At 64.6% G+C, this 16,889-nt stretch carries 14 protein-coding genes; 11 read left to right on the forward strand and 3 right to left on the reverse strand.

Annotation, left to right across the window (positions count from 1 at the left end; translation table 11 throughout):
* Positions 1-189: 189 nt before the first annotated feature.
* Positions 190-951: a DeoR/GlpR family DNA-binding transcription regulator gene (locus ACFDR9_RS05875; RefSeq protein ID WP_409030375.1), complete on the reverse strand. Its 762-nt coding sequence runs from the start codon at positions 949-951 to the stop codon at positions 190-192.
* 184 nt (positions 952-1,135) lie between these two features.
* Here ACFDR9_RS05875 and glpD point away from each other — a divergent pair, with 184 nt between their 5' ends.
* From glpD to glpK, 8 genes are all read left to right on the forward strand, one after another.
* Positions 1,136-2,665 carry a glycerol-3-phosphate dehydrogenase gene (gene glpD, locus ACFDR9_RS05880; RefSeq protein WP_409030376.1) on the forward strand — a complete coding sequence of 510 codons (1,530 nt, stop codon included), beginning with the start codon at positions 1,136-1,138 and terminating at the stop codon, positions 2,663-2,665.
* 97 nt (positions 2,666-2,762) lie between these two features.
* A complete protein-coding gene (locus ACFDR9_RS05885; protein WP_026132742.1) occupies positions 2,763-3,863 on the forward strand; it encodes an ABC transporter ATP-binding protein in 1,101 nt (366 codons plus the stop codon).
* Positions 3,864-3,865: 2 nt separating this feature from the next.
* Positions 3,866-4,951 (forward strand): ABC transporter ATP-binding protein, encoded by a 1,086-nt coding sequence (locus tag ACFDR9_RS05890; RefSeq protein WP_409030377.1) that lies wholly within the window; start codon positions 3,866-3,868, stop codon positions 4,949-4,951.
* A complete protein-coding gene (locus ACFDR9_RS05895; RefSeq protein ID WP_017876103.1) occupies positions 4,951-5,823 on the forward strand; it encodes a carbohydrate ABC transporter permease in 873 nt (290 codons plus the stop codon). The genes ACFDR9_RS05890 and ACFDR9_RS05895 overlap by 1 nt, the downstream gene beginning before the upstream one ends.
* Positions 5,823-6,626: a carbohydrate ABC transporter permease gene (locus tag ACFDR9_RS05900; RefSeq protein WP_026132741.1), complete on the forward strand. Its 804-nt coding sequence runs from the start codon at positions 5,823-5,825 to the stop codon at positions 6,624-6,626. The genes ACFDR9_RS05895 and ACFDR9_RS05900 overlap by 1 nt, the downstream gene beginning before the upstream one ends.
* 3 nt (positions 6,627-6,629) lie before the next feature.
* On the forward strand, positions 6,630-6,929 hold the full coding sequence (locus ACFDR9_RS05905; RefSeq protein WP_017876101.1) for a DUF2160 family membrane protein: 300 nt from the start codon (positions 6,630-6,632) through the stop codon (positions 6,927-6,929).
* A gap of 38 nt (positions 6,930-6,967) precedes the next feature.
* Positions 6,968-8,695 (forward strand): ABC transporter substrate-binding protein, encoded by a 1,728-nt coding sequence (locus ACFDR9_RS05910; protein ID WP_409030378.1) that lies wholly within the window; start codon positions 6,968-6,970, stop codon positions 8,693-8,695.
* Positions 8,696-8,814: 119 nt separating this feature from the next.
* A complete protein-coding gene (gene glpK, locus ACFDR9_RS05915) occupies positions 8,815-10,311 on the forward strand; it encodes a glycerol kinase GlpK (protein ID WP_017876099.1) in 1,497 nt (498 codons plus the stop codon).
* Positions 10,312-10,493: 182 nt separating this feature from the next.
* Here the strand turns inward: glpK and ACFDR9_RS05920 are convergent, their stop codons facing one another.
* On the reverse strand, positions 10,494-10,859 hold the full coding sequence (locus tag ACFDR9_RS05920; protein WP_409030379.1) for a hypothetical protein: 366 nt from the start codon (positions 10,857-10,859) through the stop codon (positions 10,494-10,496).
* Positions 10,860-11,198: 339 nt separating this feature from the next.
* Here ACFDR9_RS05920 and ACFDR9_RS05925 point away from each other — a divergent pair, with 339 nt between their 5' ends.
* Entirely contained in the window at positions 11,199-13,754 is a 2,556-nt protein-coding gene (locus ACFDR9_RS05925) for an EAL domain-containing protein (protein ID WP_409030380.1), read from the forward strand.
* Positions 13,755-13,766: 12 nt separating this feature from the next.
* Here ACFDR9_RS05925 and ACFDR9_RS05930 read toward each other — a convergent pair whose 3' ends face one another.
* Positions 13,767-14,258, reverse strand: coding sequence for an Lrp/AsnC ligand binding domain-containing protein (locus ACFDR9_RS05930; protein WP_017876096.1), 492 nt, complete (start codon positions 14,256-14,258; stop codon positions 13,767-13,769).
* Positions 14,259-14,363: 105 nt separating this feature from the next.
* On the opposite strand from ACFDR9_RS05930, the gene ACFDR9_RS05935 reads away from it, so the two are divergent.
* Together ACFDR9_RS05935 and alr are read left to right on the forward strand one after the other, a co-directional pair.
* Positions 14,364-15,653, forward strand: coding sequence for a D-amino acid dehydrogenase (locus tag ACFDR9_RS05935; protein ID WP_409030381.1), 1,290 nt, complete (start codon positions 14,364-14,366; stop codon positions 15,651-15,653).
* Positions 15,654-15,655: 2 nt separating this feature from the next.
* Entirely contained in the window at positions 15,656-16,768 is a 1,113-nt protein-coding gene (gene alr / locus ACFDR9_RS05940; protein ID WP_017876094.1) for an alanine racemase, read from the forward strand.
* Positions 16,769-16,889: the final 121 nt, after the last annotated feature.

Genomic DNA, 16,889 nt, shown 5'->3' on the forward strand with positions numbered 1-16,889 from the left:
CCAATTTGCTGGTGGACGTGGCGGCGCTGATGGAGCGCGACCTGGACAGGGTCGCGCGGTAGGTGCGCAGGGCTCCGGCGTTGAAACAATCAAAAACAAGGGCGTAACGCCGGGGTCGGACCCGAAGGTCCGACCCCGGCTCTTTGCTTTGGCTTGCGTTTCAGCGGCGCCGGCGCGCTTCTATCCAACTCAGTGGGCGACGACGACTTTCACTTTGGCGTCGCGCAGCACCTGCACCATGCGCGGCGGCGGTTCGGCGTCGGTAAACAGCACGCCGATCTGCGACAGGTCGGCCATGCGCACCAGCGCCTTACGGCCGAATTTGTCGTGGTCGGCCACCAGCCACACTTCGCGCGACTGTTCGATGATCGCCTGCGCCACCTTCACTTCGCGCGCGTCGAAGTCGCGCAGGCTGCCGTCCTCGTCGATGCTGGAGATGCCGATGATGCCGATGTCGACCTTGAACTGGCGGATGAAGTCGATGGTCGCCTCGCCGACGATGCCGCGGTCGCGCCCGCGCACCACGCCGCCGGCGACGATCACTTCGCAGTCGGCGTTGTCGGCCAGGATCGCCGCCACGTTCAGGTTGTTGGTCACCACGTGCAAGCCCTTGTGGTGGGCCAGCGCGCGCGCCACCTCCTCGGTGGTGGTGCCGATGTTGATCAACAGCGAGCAGCCGTTCGGCACGAACTCGGCGACCGCGCCGGCGATGCGCCGCTTCGCTTCGCTGTTGAGCGTCTGGCGCTGGCTGTAGTCGATGTTCTCGACCGACGAGGGCAGGCCGACGCCGCCGTGGTAGCGCGCCAGCAGCTTCGCCTCTTCCATCTGCTTGACGTCGCGCCGCACCGTTTGCGGCGTCACGTCCAGTTGCTGCGCCAGCTCCTCGACGGACATCGTCACTTTCTGGCGTACCGCTTCGAGTAGTCTCCGTTGGCGGGGATTGAGTGTCATATTTTTATCACTTTTCTTCTGTGGAACCACAAACGAACAAAAACGAACAAGAAATTATAAGAATATGTTGCTACTCTTTCGTATTTTGTCGTATCTTATGCTCTGTATCTTAACCAGAGTAGCGCGCCCTGCATAGTCCCCTTATGCACGCACTGCACAACAAACTCCTTGATTCGGGAATGAGATGGCTTCAGCGCAGCACAATATCGATTGCGACGTCCTGGTGGTGGGCGGCGGCATCAACGGCGCCGGTATCGCGCGCGACGCCGCCGGCCGCGGACTGTCGGTGGTTTTGTGCGAGAAGGACGACCTGGCGTCGCACACCTCGTCCGCCTCCACCAAGCTGATCCACGGTGGCTTGCGCTACCTGGAATACTATGAATTCAATCTGGTGCGCAAGGCGCTGATCGAACGCGAAGTGTTGCTGCGCTCGGCGCCGCACATTATGTGGCCTTTGCGCTTCGTGATGCCGCACGCCAAGGGCCAGCGCCCGGCGCTGCTGATACGCGCCGGCCTGTTCCTGTACGACTTCCTGGCCAAGCGCGAAATTTTGCCCGGCTCGCGCGGCGTCAACCTGAAAACCCACGCGGCCGGCAAGCCGCTCAAGCCCGAGTTCACCCGCGGCTTCGTGTACTCCGACGGCTGGGTCGACGACGCCCGCCTGGTGGTGCTGAACGCGATGGACGCCAAGGAGAAGGGCGCCAGCGTCTTCACGCAGACCAGCTGCGCCAGCGTCGAGCGCCATGCCGACAAGTGGCACGCCAAGCTGGTGCGCAAGGACGGCGGGGAAATCAGCGTCAAGGCGCGTTGCATGGTCAACGCCACCGGCCCCTGGACCGCCGACTTCCTGCAAACGGCCGCGCCTGAGGCGAAGGGCAAGAGCCTGCGCCTGATCAAGGGCAGCCACATCGTCGTCAAGCGCCTGTTCGAGCATGACAACGCGTATATCTTCCAGCATCCGGACGGGCGCATCGTCTTCGCCATTCCGTACGAGCAGGATTTCACGCTGATCGGCACCACCGACCTAGATTACAAGGGCGACACCAACAAGGTCGCCATCGACCAGGACGAAATCAATTACCTGTGCGAGCTGTCGAGCTATTACTTCAGCAAACCGATCAAGCCGGCCGACGTGGTCTGGACCTACTCGGGCGTGCGCCCGCTGGTCGAGGACGAGGCGGCCGACGCCAAAGCGGTGACGCGCGACTACCGCTTCGAGCTGGACCAGAACGGCCCCGCGCTGCTGAGCATTTTCGGCGGTAAGATCACGACCTTCCGCAAGCTCGCCGAAGAAGCCGTCGACCTGATCGCGCCGGTGCTGAAGAACCAGCACGGCAGTTGGACCGAAACGGCTTGCCTGCCCGGCGGCGACGTGTTCGGCCCGACGCCGCAGAACCGCTCGGTGCTGGAATTCAGCCAGTTCGTGCACGGCTTGCAACAACAGTACGCCTGGCTGGCGCCGAAGGTGGTGGCGCGTTACGCGCGCGCCTACGGCACCCGTATCCACGCCATGCTGGCCCGGCGCGCGCGGCTGGCCGACATGGGCGAGGAAATCGCCGCCGGCCTGTACGCGGCCGAGGTCGAGTACTTGCGCACACATGAATGGGCCGGCAGCGCCAAGGATATTCTATGGCGCCGTTCCAAGCTGGGGCTGCATTTGCCCGCGGACACCGCCGTCAAACTCGATGCATGGTTGGCAGCGAATCGCGGATAGGCGATCAGCTGGTTTTGACGTGTTGGGCAGTGCGATCGCGATCCATATCAGAGAGCGCGGCGGAATCAAGAGAGAAACAATCAAGGAGGAGGACCAAGTGCAACTCGTACTGGAAAATATCAGCAGCAAATATGGTGCTGAAGACCATTTGTACCCGATGTCGCTATCGTTGGTGCCCGGCGCGATCAACGTGCTGCTGGGCACCACCAAGGCCGGCAAAACCAGCCTGATGCGCGTCATGGCGGGGCTGGACCGGCCCAGCGCCGGCAAAGTGCTGGTCGACGGGCGCGACGTCACCGGTGTGTCGGTCAGCAAACGCAACCTGGCGATGGTGTACCAACAGTTCATCAACTACCCGGCGTTCAGCGTGTACGACAACATCGCCTCGCCGCTGCGCATCCGCAAGGTGCCGGAGGCGCAGATCCGTCCGCGCGTGCTGGACCTGGCCGAGCGCCTGCACATCACGCCGTACCTGCAACGCACCCCCGGCGAACTGTCCGGCGGCCAGCAGCAGCGCTGCGCGCTGGGGCGCGCGCTGATCAAGGACGCCGACCTGTTGCTGCTCGACGAGCCGCTGGTCAACCTCGACTACAAGCTGCGCGAGGAATTGCGCCGCGAGCTGACCGACCTGTTCTCGGACGGCAAGACCACGGTGGTCTACGCCACCACGGAACCGCTGGAAGCGCTGCAACTTGGCGGTTACGTCTCGGTGCTGCACGAAGGGCGCCTGCTGCAACAAGGCCGCACGCTGGACGTGTTCAACGCGCCCAACTCGGTGCAGGTCGCGCGCACCTTCAGCGATCCACCGATCAACCTGATGCGCTGCAAGATCGACGCCGCCGGCGTCGCCCACCTCGGCTCCGGCCTGTCGATTCCGCTGAGCGCCGAACAGCGCCAGGCGGCCGGCAAGCACGCCGAGGTCACGCTCGGCCTGCGCGCCCACAGCCTGCACCTGGTGCCCCGTTCGCCTTCCGAATTCGCCATCGAGACCCAGGTCGACCTGGCCGAAATCGGCGGCTCGGAAACCTATGTGCACGCGCGCCGCGGCGACATCGCCCTGGTGGCGCAGTTGAACGGCGTGCACAACCTGGAGATCGGCTCGGTCTGCAATATGTACTGCAAGCCGGAAGCCCTGTTTGTTTTCAGTCCCGACGGCGCCTTGTTGTTCGCGCCCTCGCTGCCATTTTCCGGAGCATAAGCATGGCCCGCATTGAATTGATCGATCTGGCGCACGCCTATAAACCGAACCCGACCGAGCCGACCGACTACGCGTTGCGGCCGATGACCAAGACCTGGGACGACGGCGGCGCCTACGCCTTGCTGGGGCCTTCCGGCTGCGGCAAGACGACGCTGCTCAACATCATCTCCGGCCTGGTCAAACCTTCGCACGGCAAGGTGCTGTTCGACGGCAGGGACGTGACGCAGTTGCCGACCGAGGCGCGCAACATCGCCCAGGTGTTCCAGTTCCCGGTGATCTACGACACCATGACCGTCTACGACAACCTGGCCTTCCCGCTGCGCAACCGCGGCTGGAAAGAGCAGGACATCCGCAAGCGCGTCGAGCAGGTTGCGCAGATGCTGGAAATGATGGGCGAACTGAAACACCGCGCCAGCGGCTTGTCGGTCGACGCCAAGCAAAAGATTTCGCTGGGCCGCGGCCTGGTGCGTCCCGACGTCGCCGCCGTGCTGTTCGACGAGCCGCTGACGGTGATCGACCCGCATCTGAAATGGTTGTTGCGCCGCAAGCTCAAGGAAATCCACCACGAGTTGAAGTTGTCGCTGATCTACGTCACCCACGACCAGGTCGAGGCGCTGACCTTCGCCGACCAGGTGGTTGTCATGACCCAGGGCGAAGTGGTGCAGACCGGCAGCGCCCAGGCGCTGTTCGAGGAACCCGAGCACACCTTCGTCGGCTACTTCATCGGCAACCCCGGCATGAATTTGCTGAACTGCTCGGTGCAGGACGGCGCCATCCGCGTCGCCGACCACAGCATGCCGCTGTCGGACAAGGCCAAGGCCGCGCTGGCCGGCGCCACCGGCAAGATCACGCTGGGCGTGCGCCCGGAATTCGTCGAATGCCTGTCGGCGCCGCAAGCGGACGCGGTGCCGGCAACGGTGGTGGCGGTGCGCAATATGGGCACCCACTTCCTGGCCGAGTTCCGCCTGGGCGTGAACACGGTGGCGGCGAAGGTGCGCGTCATCGACGCCGTCGCCGGCGGCCAGGTCTGGTTGCGCTTCCCGCAAGAGCGGACCCTGTACTACGTCAACGATAAACGGGTGGCCTAATGAAAAAAACATATAACAACCGGGCCTGGTTTCTGATTCTGCCCGTCATCATCTGCGTCGCCTTTTCGGCCATCCTGCCGTTGATGACGGTGGTGAACTACTCGGTCCAGGACATCCTGAGCCCGACCCAGAAGGTATTCGTCGGCACCGAATGGTTCCGCATGGTGCTGCTCGACGCCGACCTGCACGGCGCGCTGATCCGCCAACTGGTGTTCTCGCTGTCGGTGCTGGCGATCCAGATTCCGCTGGGCATCCTGATCGCCCTGTGCATGCCGGCGCACGGCTGGAAGGCGTCGATGGCGCTGGTGCTGATCGCGCTGCCGCTGCTGATCCCATGGAACGTGGTCGGCACCATCTGGCAGATTTTCGGCCGCGGCGACATTGGCCTGATGGGTTACAGCCTGAACTCGCTGGGCATCAACTACAACTACAGCGGCAGCGCCACCGACGCCTGGCTCACCGTGATGCTGATGGACATCTGGCATTGGACGCCGCTGGTGGCCCTGCTCGGTTACGCCGGCCTGCGCGCGATTCCCGACGCCTACTACCAGGCGGCGCGTATCGACGGCGCCTCGCGTATCGCGGTGTTCCGCTATATCCAGTTGCCGAAGATGCGCAACGTCTTGATGATCGCGGTGTTGCTGCGCTTCATGGACAGCTTCATGATCTACACCGAGCCGTTCGTGCTGACCGGCGGCGGACCGGGTAACGCGACAACTTTCCTGTCGCAATACCTGACGCAAAAAGCCGTTGGCCAGTTTGACTTGGGACCCGCGTCGGCGTTCTCGCTGATCTACTTCCTGATTATCCTGCTGTTCTGTTTTGTCCTGTACACCTGGATGCAGCGTGTCGGCACCGGAGACGAAAAATGATGAATAAACGTATTGCCGGGCCTTTGCTGGTGGCCTTCCTGCTACTGTCGCTGTTGCCGATTTACTGGATGCTGAACATGTCGCTGAAGACCAACGAGGAAATCGTTGGCACCCTCAGCCTGTGGCCGCGGCACTTGACGTTCGACAACTACAAGACCATCTTCACCGACGCCTCGTGGTACAGCGGCTATATCAACTCGATGATATACGTCGCCATGAACATGCTGTTCTCGGTGGCGGTGGCCTTGCCGGCGGCGTACGCGTTTTCGCGCTACTCCTTCATCGGCGACAAACACCTGTTCTTCTGGTTGCTGACCAACCGCATGACGCCGCCGGCGGTGTTCCTGCTGCCGTTCTTCCAGTTGTACTCGTCGGTGGGCCTGATGGACACCCACCTGGCCGTGGCGCTGGCGCACATGGTCTTCAACGTGCCGCTGGCGGTGTGGATACTGGAGGGCTTCATGTCCGGCATTCCGAAGGAAATCGACGAGACGGCGTATATCGACGGCTACAGCTTCCCGAAATTCTTCGTCAAGATCTTCCTGCCGATGATCAAGTCCGGCGTTGGCGTGACGGCGTTCTTCTGCTTCATGTTCAGCTGGGTTGAACTGCTGCTGGCGCGCACCCTGACCTCGGTCAACGCCAAACCGATCGCCGCGACGATGACGCGGACCGTGTCGGCGGCGGGGATGGACTGGGGCGTGTTGGCCGCGGCCGGCGTGCTGACAATTGTTCCGGGTGCGTTGGTGATCTGGTTTGTTCGGCATCACATTGCCAAAGGTTTCGCGATGGGAAGGGTATAAAAAATGGAAAATACGGAAAGCCTGTTTGCGTGGATGAACTGGACCCCGCCGGTGGCGATTTTCTTCGTCGCGATTGTGACGATGTTGATCGGCATGACGCTGTGGCAGATCAAATCGCCGAGTATCGAGCGCAAGGGGTTTTTGCCTATGCCGACGACGCGCGGCGACCGCTTATTCATTAGCTTGTTGACGGCGGCGTATGTTAATCTCGCTTGGGCCGCTTTCACTACCCCGGAGATTCCGCAAGCGATCGGCGCCGGAGTGAGTTTTGTTGTGTTGTTGGTGGTAATGCGTTGGGGTTAAATCGTTGGGATGTTCGAACTATAAAAAGGAGATTGAAGATGAAATTGAAATTCACGGCCCTCGCGGCTGCCGCGATGCTGGTGTCGGGCGCATCTTTGGCCGACACCAAGTCGGCTGAAACCTGGGTCAACAAAGAGTTTCAACCGTCCAGCCTGAGCAAGGCGCAGCAGATGGAAGAAATGAAGTGGTTTATCGAAGCCGCCGACAAGTTGAAGAAAAAAGGCATCAAGGAAATCAGCGTGGTGTCGGAAACCATCGACACCCACGTCTACGAATCGAAGACCCTGGCCAAGGCGTTTGAAGAAATCACCGGTATCAAGGTCAAGCACGACATTATCCAGGAAGGCGACGTCGTCGAGAAACTGCAGACCTCGATGCAATCGGGTAAAAGCATTTACGACGGCTGGGTTTCGGACTCCGATTTGATCGGTACCCATTATCGCTACGGCGCCATTGAGCCGCTGTCCGATTACATGAAAGCGGCCGGCAAGGATTACACCAATCCGGGCCTGGATTTGAAGGATTTCATCGGCACCAGCTTCACCACGGCGCCGGACGGCAAGCTGTACCAGCTGCCCGACCAGCAATTCGCCAACGTTTACTGGTTCCGCGCCGACTGGTTCGCGCGCAAGGACCTGCAAACCAAGTTCAAGGCCAAATACGGCTACGACCTGGGCGTGCCGCAGAACTGGTCGGCCTATGAGGACATCGCCGCCTTCTTCACCAACGACGTCAAGGAAATCGACGGCAAGAAGGTGTTCGGCCACATGGATTATGGCAAAAAAGACCCGTCGCTGGGCTGGCGCTTCACCGATGCCTGGTTGTCGATGGCCGGTGCCGCCGACAAGGGTATCCCGAACGGCCTGCCGGTCGACGAGTGGGGCATCCGCGTCGCCGCCGACAAGTGCACGCCGGTGGGCGCCTCGGTCTCGCGCGGTGGCGCCACCAATTCGCCGGCCGCCGTCTACGCGCTGACCAAGTACGTCGACTGGATGAAGAAGTTCGCGCCGCCGCAGGCGAACGGCATGAACTTCTCCGAATCCGGCCCGGTGCCGGCGCAGGGCGAAATCGCCCAGCAGATCTTCTGGTACACCGCGTTCACCGCCGGCATGATGAAACCGGGCCTGCCGGTGATGAACAAGGACGGCACGCCGAAATGGCGCATGGCGCCGTCGCCGCACGGTCCCTACTGGAAAGAGGGCATGCAGAACGGGTACCAGGACGTCGGTTCCTGGACCTTCTTCAAGTCCACCCCGGACGACCGCAAGGCGGCGGCCTGGCTGTACGCGCAGTTCGTGACCTCGAAAACGGTGTCGCTGAAGAAATCGATCGTCGGCCTGACGTTTATCCGCGAATCCGATATCAAGCACGACTACTTCACCAAGCACGCCAACGAATACGGCGGCCTGATCGAGTTCTACCGCAGCCCCGCGCGCGTGGCGTGGACGCCGACCGGCACCAACGTGCCGGACTATCCGAAGCTGGCGCAGTTGTGGTGGAAAAACGTGGCCCAGGCCGTGACCGGTGAGAAAACGCCGCAACTGGCGATGGACAACCTGGCCGAGGAAATGGACCAAGTGATGTCGCGCCTGGAGCGCGCCGGCATGAAAGCCTGCGCACCGAAGCTGAACCCGAAAGGCGACCCTAACAAGTACCTGTCGGACACGGCCGCGCCGTGGAAGAAGCTGGCGAACGAAAAACCGAAGGGCGAAACCATCGCCTACGACAAGCTGCTGCAGGCTTGGAAGGAAGGCCGCGTCAAGTAAGAGCTGTGGCAAGCCGCGGCACGCCGCGGGTCCAAACAGCGCATTCCGCTTGCCGGGAAGGTATCATCGGTTCGTCCTGGGCCGACCGATGCCTTCCCGTTTTCATATCGTCTTCAAACATGACCAAATACATTCTCGCCCTGGACCAGGGCACGACCAGTTCGCGCGCCATCCTGTTCGACCACGCGGGCCATCCGCACGCGAGCGCACAGAAGGAATTCCGCCAGATCTTCCCGCAGCCGGGCTGGGTCGAGCACGACGCCAACGAGATCTGGGAATCGCAGATCGGCGTGGTGCACCAGTTGCTGCGCGAGAGCGGCGTCGGCGTCGCCGACATCGCCGCCATCGGCGTGACCAACCAGCGCGAAACCACGGTGCTGTGGGACCGCGCCAGCGGCGAGCCGGTGGCCAACGCCATCGTCTGGCAAGACCGGCGCAACGCCGCCTTCTGCGAACAGTTGCAGGAGCAGGGCAAGGCCGGGCTGTTCCAGGACAAGACCGGGCTGGTGCTGGACGCCTACTTCTCCGGCACCAAGCTGAAATGGCTGCTCGACAACGTGCCGCGGGCGCGCGAACGCGCCGAGCGCGGCGAGCTGGCATTCGGCACCATCGACACCTGGCTGATCTACAAGATGAGCGGTGAACACATCACCGACCCGAGCAACGCGGCGCGCACCATGCTGTTCAACATCCACACGTTGCAATGGGATGAGGAATTGCTGGCGCTGCTGGACATTCCCGCCTCGCTGCTGCCGGCCATCGTGCCCAGCAGCGGCGTGGCGGCGCACACCCGCGCCGAGCTGCTGGGCGCGCCGCTGCCGATCGCCGGCATCGCCGGCGACCAGCAGGCGGCCACCTTCGGCCAGGTCTGCTTGAAGCCGGGCATGGCGAAAAACACCTTCGGCACCGGCTGCTTCATGCTGATGAACGTCGGCAAGCAGCCGATCGCCTCGAAAAACCGCCTGCTGATGACCATCGGCTGGAGCCTGGGGCAGGGCGCCGCCGCGTCCACCGATTATTTGTTGGAGGGCAGCGCCTTCGTCGCCGGCGCCGCCGTGCAGTGGATGCGCGACGGCCTGGGCATCATCCGCGACTCGTCCGAGGTCGAGGCGCTGGCCACCAGCGTGCCCGACACCGGCGGCATGGTCTTCGTGCCGGCCTTCGCCGGCCTGGGCGCGCCGTATTGGGACCCGTACGCCCGCGGCACGCTGGTCGGCATCACGCGCGGCACCACGCGCGCGCACATCGCCCGCGCCGCGCTGGAAGGCGTGGCCTACCAGAACGTCGACGTGCTGAGCGCGATGCAGAAGGACGCCGCCATTCCGCTGACCGAACTGCGGGTTGACGGCGGCGGCGCCCGCAACGACATGATGATGCAGTTCCAGGCAGACATCCTCGACGTGCCGGTGGTGCGTCCGGTGGTGACGGAGACGACGGCGCTGGGCGCGGCCTATCTGGCCGGCCTGGCCGTGGGCTTCTGGGCGTCGCTGGAGGAAATCTCCTCGCAGTGGAAGATGGCGCGCCGCTTCGAGCCGAACATGGCCGCCGACGAGCGCCTGAGCCGCTTGCACAAGTGGCAAAGCGCGGTCGACCGTTCGCGCGACTGGAGCGAGTAAGCTTGTTAGCGCGATTTGCCTAGCGCGGCTTAGCCGCCCGACAACGTTGGCCCGGAGCGGCGCGACCCGCTTCGGCCAACATTGCCCGATTACGCAGCGCTCATCCGACCGACGCCACGTTCAGTGGACGGCATCGTCGCCGGACCCCGGTTCTGCGCCGGTGGTTTTTTTGGCGCGCCCGCTTAACCGCGGTAGCGGTGAACCCGGTATTTCTTGACCACGCCGTCCGGGCGGAACAGCACGATCACTTCGCGTCGATGCGCCGGGCCGAAGAGCGCCGTGCGGCCGATCAGGGGCAGGTAGCGCGCCAGGCCGGCATCCTCCTCCTTGTTCTTGTAGACCCAGACGTCGTAGCCGCTGTCGAGGCTGATCGCGGTGGCCTGGCCTAGCGCGGTGTCCAACTCGGTCTTGGTGGTTTTGCCGACGGTGATGCTGTGCTCCGGCGCCTCGGCCCGGCGCGCCGCGCTGGCATGCTGCCAGGTCGCGGCGCAGCCCGCGATGGCCAGCGCGGCCAGGCAGCCCAGGGCGATTTTTGCGATCATTTTCATCAAGATGTGCTCCGCTTATGCATCGTTCGAGTCTGCGGCCGGGCCCGCCTGGCGCGTCGCAAGCGCGGGGGTATGGTCAGGCCGGGACTGGAATCGGTGCGCGGCCTTGATATCGGGGCCTAGTGTCGCCAATTCCCAGCGAAAGCACGATCTATTTGTCGGAAGGCGCGTTATGCGGACCGCAAGGTATCGGTAAACGGTACTTTTGCCGTTTCGATACGCCCGGGCCCGGCCCGCCGCGGCGAAATCCTTCCGTGCGGTAAATCATGGCTGGATTCTGATACCATGAATAGGAATCCGCCCGGTGAGGGGCGGGCGTTTTCCGATGGGGCTGTTTGGATGGCGACAGGGCGGCACGGCAGGCAACAACGATCGGGCGGGCGCGGGCGCCGGCCGCGCGCGGCGGCGTTCGGCGACGTCGCCTCCTACGACTCGATAGCGCGCTTCAAGCGCCTGTTCGAAGGCCACCCCTATCCGATGTGGGTGTATGACCTGGAAACGCTGCGCTTTCAGGTCGTCAACGCCGCCGCGGTTAGCCACTACGGTTACACCGAGGCGGAGTTCCTGCAAATGACGATCAAGGACATCCGCCCGTCCGAGGAGCTGGAACGGCTGGCCGGCGACCTGGCGGCGTCCTCGCCGACGCGGCCGCACCACTCGAGCCAGTGGACCCATGTCAAGAAGGACGGCAGCCGCATCGCCGTCGACATTTCCTCGCACGCGGTGACGATTGCCGGCAGGGCGTCGCGCTTCGTGTTCGTGCACGACATGACCGAGCGCAACCGCTCCTTGCTGGCGCTGCAGTTGCGGGGGCGGGCGATCGAGGCCAGCGTCAACGCCATCGCCATCACCAGCTACCGCGACGGCGCCGACCTGATCGAGTACGCCAACCCGGCGCTGGCGACGCTGTCCGGCTATGCCGCCGACGAGCTGGTCGGGCGCAACCTGGAATTGCTGCTGGGCCAGGCGCCGGACCCGGACGACCGCGCCGCGCTGCGCGGCGCCCTGCACGCGCAGGGAGAGGTGTCGATGTTGCTGCGCCATTACCACCGGGACGGCACGCTGTTCTGGTGCCAGTTGCACGTGGCGCCGGTGAGCGATGCCGGCGGACGCGTCAGCCACCACGTGTGCGTGTTGAACGACATGACGGCAACCATGCGCTACCAGGCCCAGCTGGAGCACCAGGCCAACCACGACGCCCTGACCGGCATGCCGAACCGCAATTTGCTGGGCGACCGGCTGGCGCAGGCGCTCAGCTACGCGCAACGCTACGGCCACGCGGTGTGGGCGGTGTTCATCGACCTCGACCACTTCAAGCTCATCAACGACAGCCTTGGCCACCAGATGGGCGACCAGTTGCTGCGCGTGGTCGGCGCGCGCCTGCGCGCTTGCCTGCGCGACAGCGACACCGTGGCGCGCCTGGGCGGCGACGAGTTCATGCTGGTCCTGCTCGACACGCCGCAGACGCGCTTGTCGCCGGCCTTGCTGAACAGCGTGCTCGACGCGGTGGCGGCGCCGGTCCGGCTCGGGCAGCACGACGTCACCGTCACCTGCAGCGTCGGCGTCAGCCTGTATCCGCAGGACGGCGCCGACGCCGAATTGCTGCTCAAGCACGCCGACATCGCGATGTACCGCGCCAAGGACGCCGGGCGCAACCAGGTCCAGTTCTACGCGCCGGCGATGCAGGCGCGCATCGCCGAACGCACCTTGATCGAGACGCAGTTGCGCGGCGCGCTGGCGCGCCAGGAATTCAGTCTGCACTACCAGCCGCGGCTGGACTTGCGCAGCGGCCGGGTGGTCGGCATGGAAGCCTTGCTGCGCTGGCAGCATCCGCAACTGGGCATGGTGGCGCCGGCGCGCTTCATCGGCGTGGCCGAGGAAACCGGCCTGATCGTGTCGATCGGCCTATGGGTGCTGCAGAGCGCGTGCGCCCAGAACCGGGCCTGGCAGGACGCCGGCCTGCCGCGCCTGCGGGTGGCGGTGAACCTGTCGGCGCGCCAGTTCCGCGACCCCGGCCTGGCCGACGACGTCGTGCGCGCGCTCGCCGCCAGCGGCCTGGCGGCGCGGTTTCTCGAACTGGAGCTGACCGAAAGCCTGATGATGGACAATATCGACGAGGCGGTGGCGACGCTGGCGCGCCTGAAGGCGCTGGGCGTCGCGCTGTCGATCGACGACTTCGGCACCGGCTACTCCAGCCTGGCCTACCTGAAGCTGTTCCCGCTCGACTACCTGAAAATCGACCAGTCCTTCGTGCGCGACATGCTCGGCGACCCGAGCGGGGCGGCCATCGTGCGCTCGGTGATCGCGCTCGGGCACAGCCTCAATTTCAAGATCATCGCCGAGGGCGTCGAGACGGCGGCGCAACTGGCCTATCTGCGGCGCCACCAGTGCGACGAGATGCAGGGCTACCATTTCAGCCGGCCGCTGCCGGCCGAGCAGCTGGCCGAACTGCTGCGCCGCGAGGGCGCGCCGGCGCCGGATGGGCAGCCGGGCGCGCGCAAGCCGACGTTGCTGCTGCTCGACGACGAGCCGAACGTGCTGTCGGCGCTGGCGCGCCTGTTCCGCGCCGACGGCTACACCATCCTGCGCGCCGACACGCCGCAGCAGGCGTTCGACCTGCTGGCGCTGCACCAGGTCGAGGTGGTGATCAGCGACCAGCGCATGCCGGCGATGAACGGCACCGAATTCTTCAGCCGCGTCAAGAAGATCCACCCGGGCACCATCCGCATCATCCTGTCGGGCTACGCCGACCTCGACTCGGTGCTCAACGCCATCAACCGCGGCGAAATCTACCGTTTCTACACCAAGCCGTGGGACGACGCGGCGCTGCGCGAGAACATCCGCGAGGCGTTCCGCTACCACCAGTTGATCCACGGCGCGCTGCCGGTGGCGTGAACGCGGCGCCGGCTACAGCGCCTCGGTCGACAGCTCCAGCGTTTCCTTGATCTCCTCCATCACCACATAGCTCTTCGACTGCGCCGCGCCGGGCAGTTGCAGCAGCATGTCGCCGAGCAGCTTGCGGTATTCGGCCATCTCGTGGATGCGCGCCTTGATCAGGTAGTCGAAGTCGCCCGACACCAGGTGGCATTCCTGCACCTCGGGAATGCGCAGCACTTCGCGGCGGAACTGTTCGAAGGCCATCGCCGACTTCTGGTTCAGCGTGATCTCGACAAACACCAGCAGCCGCGCCCCCAGTGCGGCGGGCTCGACCTTGGCGTAATATCCGGTAATGACGCCGTCGCGCTCCATGCGCTTGACGCGCTCGATGCAGGGCGTGATCGACAAGCCGACGCGCTCGCCGAGGTCCTTCATCGAAATGCGGCCCTCGCGTTGCAAGATGCGCAGGATGTGGCGGTCGAGCTTGTCGAGGCCGCGCGACGACTCTTTAAGAATTCGCATGATTAATTACTGAATATTCCATTTTATACGTGAACAAATGCTGTTCAATTCCCAATATGATAGCGGTTAATCTGGCAATCTGGTCGAAATTCAAGCGAGGAAATTATGCGTATCGTGATTCTTGGTAGCGGCGTCATCGGTGTTACCACCGCCTATTATCTGGCCAAGCAGGGACACGACGTTACCGTCCTCGACCGCCAACCGGGTCCGGCGCTGGAAACCAGCTTCGCCAACGCCGGGCAAATCTCGCCGGGCTACGCCTCGCCGTGGGCGGCGCCGGGGATTCCGCTGAAAGCCATGAAATGGATGCTGCAGCGCCACTCGCCGTTGGCCGTCGCGCCGGACGGCACGATGTTCCAGTTGCAATGGATGTGGCAGATGTTGCGTAACTGCACACACGAGCGCTACGCGGTCAACAAGGAGCGCATGGTGCGCCTGGCCGAGTACAGCCGCGACTGCTTCAAGACCTTGCGCGCCGAGGCCGGCATCAACTACGAAGGCCGGCAGCAGGGCACGATGCAATTGTTCCGCACTGAAAAACAATTCGCCGACGCCGCCAAGGACATCCAGGTGCTGAAGGACTCCGGCGTGCCGTACGAACTGCTGACGCGCGACGAACTGGCGCGCGCCGAGCCGGCGCTGGGCGCCATCAAACACAAACTGGTGGGCAGCCTGCGCCTGCCGAACGACGAAACCGGCGACTGCCAGCTGTTTACCACCCGCCTGGCGGCGATGGCGGCGGCGCTGGGCGTGAAGTTCCGCTACAACGTCGCCATCGACGGCCTCGACGTGGCCGGCGGCGCCATCGCCGGCGTGCGCTGCGGCGCCGAGGTGGTCAAGGCGGACGCCTACGTCGTCGCCCTGGGCGCCTACTCGACCACCTTGCTCAAGTCGCTGGTGAACATTCCGGTGTATCCGATGAAGGGCTACTCGATCACCGTGCCGATCGTCGACGCCGCGCGCGCGCCGGTGTCGACCATCCTCGACGAGAGCTACAAAATCGCCGTGACGCGCTTCGACGACCGCATCCGCGTCGGCGGCATGGCCGAAATCGCCGGCTTCGACACGCGCCTGAACCCGCGCCGCCGCGCCACGCTGGAAATGGTCGTCAACGACCTGTTCCCCGGCGCCGGCGACACCGCCAAGGCCGAATTCTGGACCGGGCTGCGGCCGATGACGCCGGACGGCACGCCCATCGTCGGGCGCACGCCGCTGCGCAACCTGTACCTGAACACCGGCCACGGCACGCTCGGCTGGACCATGTCGTGCGGTTCGGCGCAAATGCTGGCCGACCTGATCTCGTTGAAACAGCCGGCCATTCGCGCCGACGACCTGTCGGTATCGCGCTACAGCGGCGCGCCGCGGCGGAGCGGCCTGAACCTGGCCGGGGCGTAAACATGGCGCCGAACCCGCACAAGAACCGCAGCGGCGCCATCCTCACCATCGACCTCGACGCGGTGCGCGCCAACTACCGGCTGCTGCGCGCGCGCGCCGCGCCGGCGGCCTGCTCGGCGGTGCTGAAATCGGACGCCTACGGCCTGGGCGCGATTGCCGTCGCCGCCGCGCTGTACGACGAAGGCTGCCGGCACTTTTTCGTCGCCCACCTCGACGAAGGCATCGCGCTGCGCCGCCACGTCGCGGCGGACGCCGCCGTCATCGTGCTGCACGGCCCGCCGGTGGGCACCGACGCCGACTTCACCGCCAACGGCCTGACCCCGGTGCTCAACAGCGTGCAGCAAGTGGCCGGCTGGCGCGCCCACGCCGCGGCGCTGGGGCGCACGCTGGGCGCCCTGATCCAGGTCGACAGCGGCATGTCGCGGATGGGCATGGCGCCGGCCGAAGTGGACGAATGGCTGGCCGACCCGCACTTCCTCGACGGCATCGCACTGGAATACCTGATGAGCCACCTGGCGTGCGCCGACCAGCCGGACAACCCGATGAACGCGCTGCAACTGGCGCGCTTCAACGCGATCCGCGCGCGGGCGCCGGCCTGCCCGGCCAGCTTCGCCAACTCCTCCGGCGTCTTCCTGCCGAAGGCCTACCACTTCGAGCTGGTGCGCCCGGGCGCGGCGCTGTACGGCATCGCCCCGGTGGCCGGCGCGGCCAACCCGATGCGCCCGGTGGTGCGGCTGCAGGGAAAAATCCTGCAAACGCGTACCATCGAACCGGGCGACCACGTCGGCTATAGCCGCCGCTACACCGCCAGCGAAACGCGGCAGGTGGCGACCGTCTCGGTGGGCTACGCCGACGGCTGGATGCGCAGCATGAGCAACAACGGCGTGGCCGTCGTCGACGGCGTGCGCGTGCCGCAGATCGGCGCCATTTCGATGGACAGCATCACCCTCGACGTCAGCGCCATCGCGCGCGAACGCGTCGCCGCGGGCAGCCTGGTCGACCTGATCTGCGCCGAACACCCGGTCGACGCCGTGGCCAGCCTGGCCAACACCATCGGCTACGAAGTGCTGACCAACCTCGGCCGGCGCTACTACCGCGAATACACCGGCGCCTGACGCAACAAGCTTGGGGTCTTGAAATGGCAGGTTTCAGTAAGGAAACCGCCATGCCGAGACCCCGTTGTTGTCATTCTCGATCACCCCTTCTTGAGCCGGCATCCGCACCCCGCTTTAAGCC

The organism is Janthinobacterium sp. CG_23.3 (genome assembly GCF_046115965.1).
Lineage (GTDB): Bacteria > Pseudomonadota > Gammaproteobacteria > Burkholderiales > Burkholderiaceae_D > Janthinobacterium.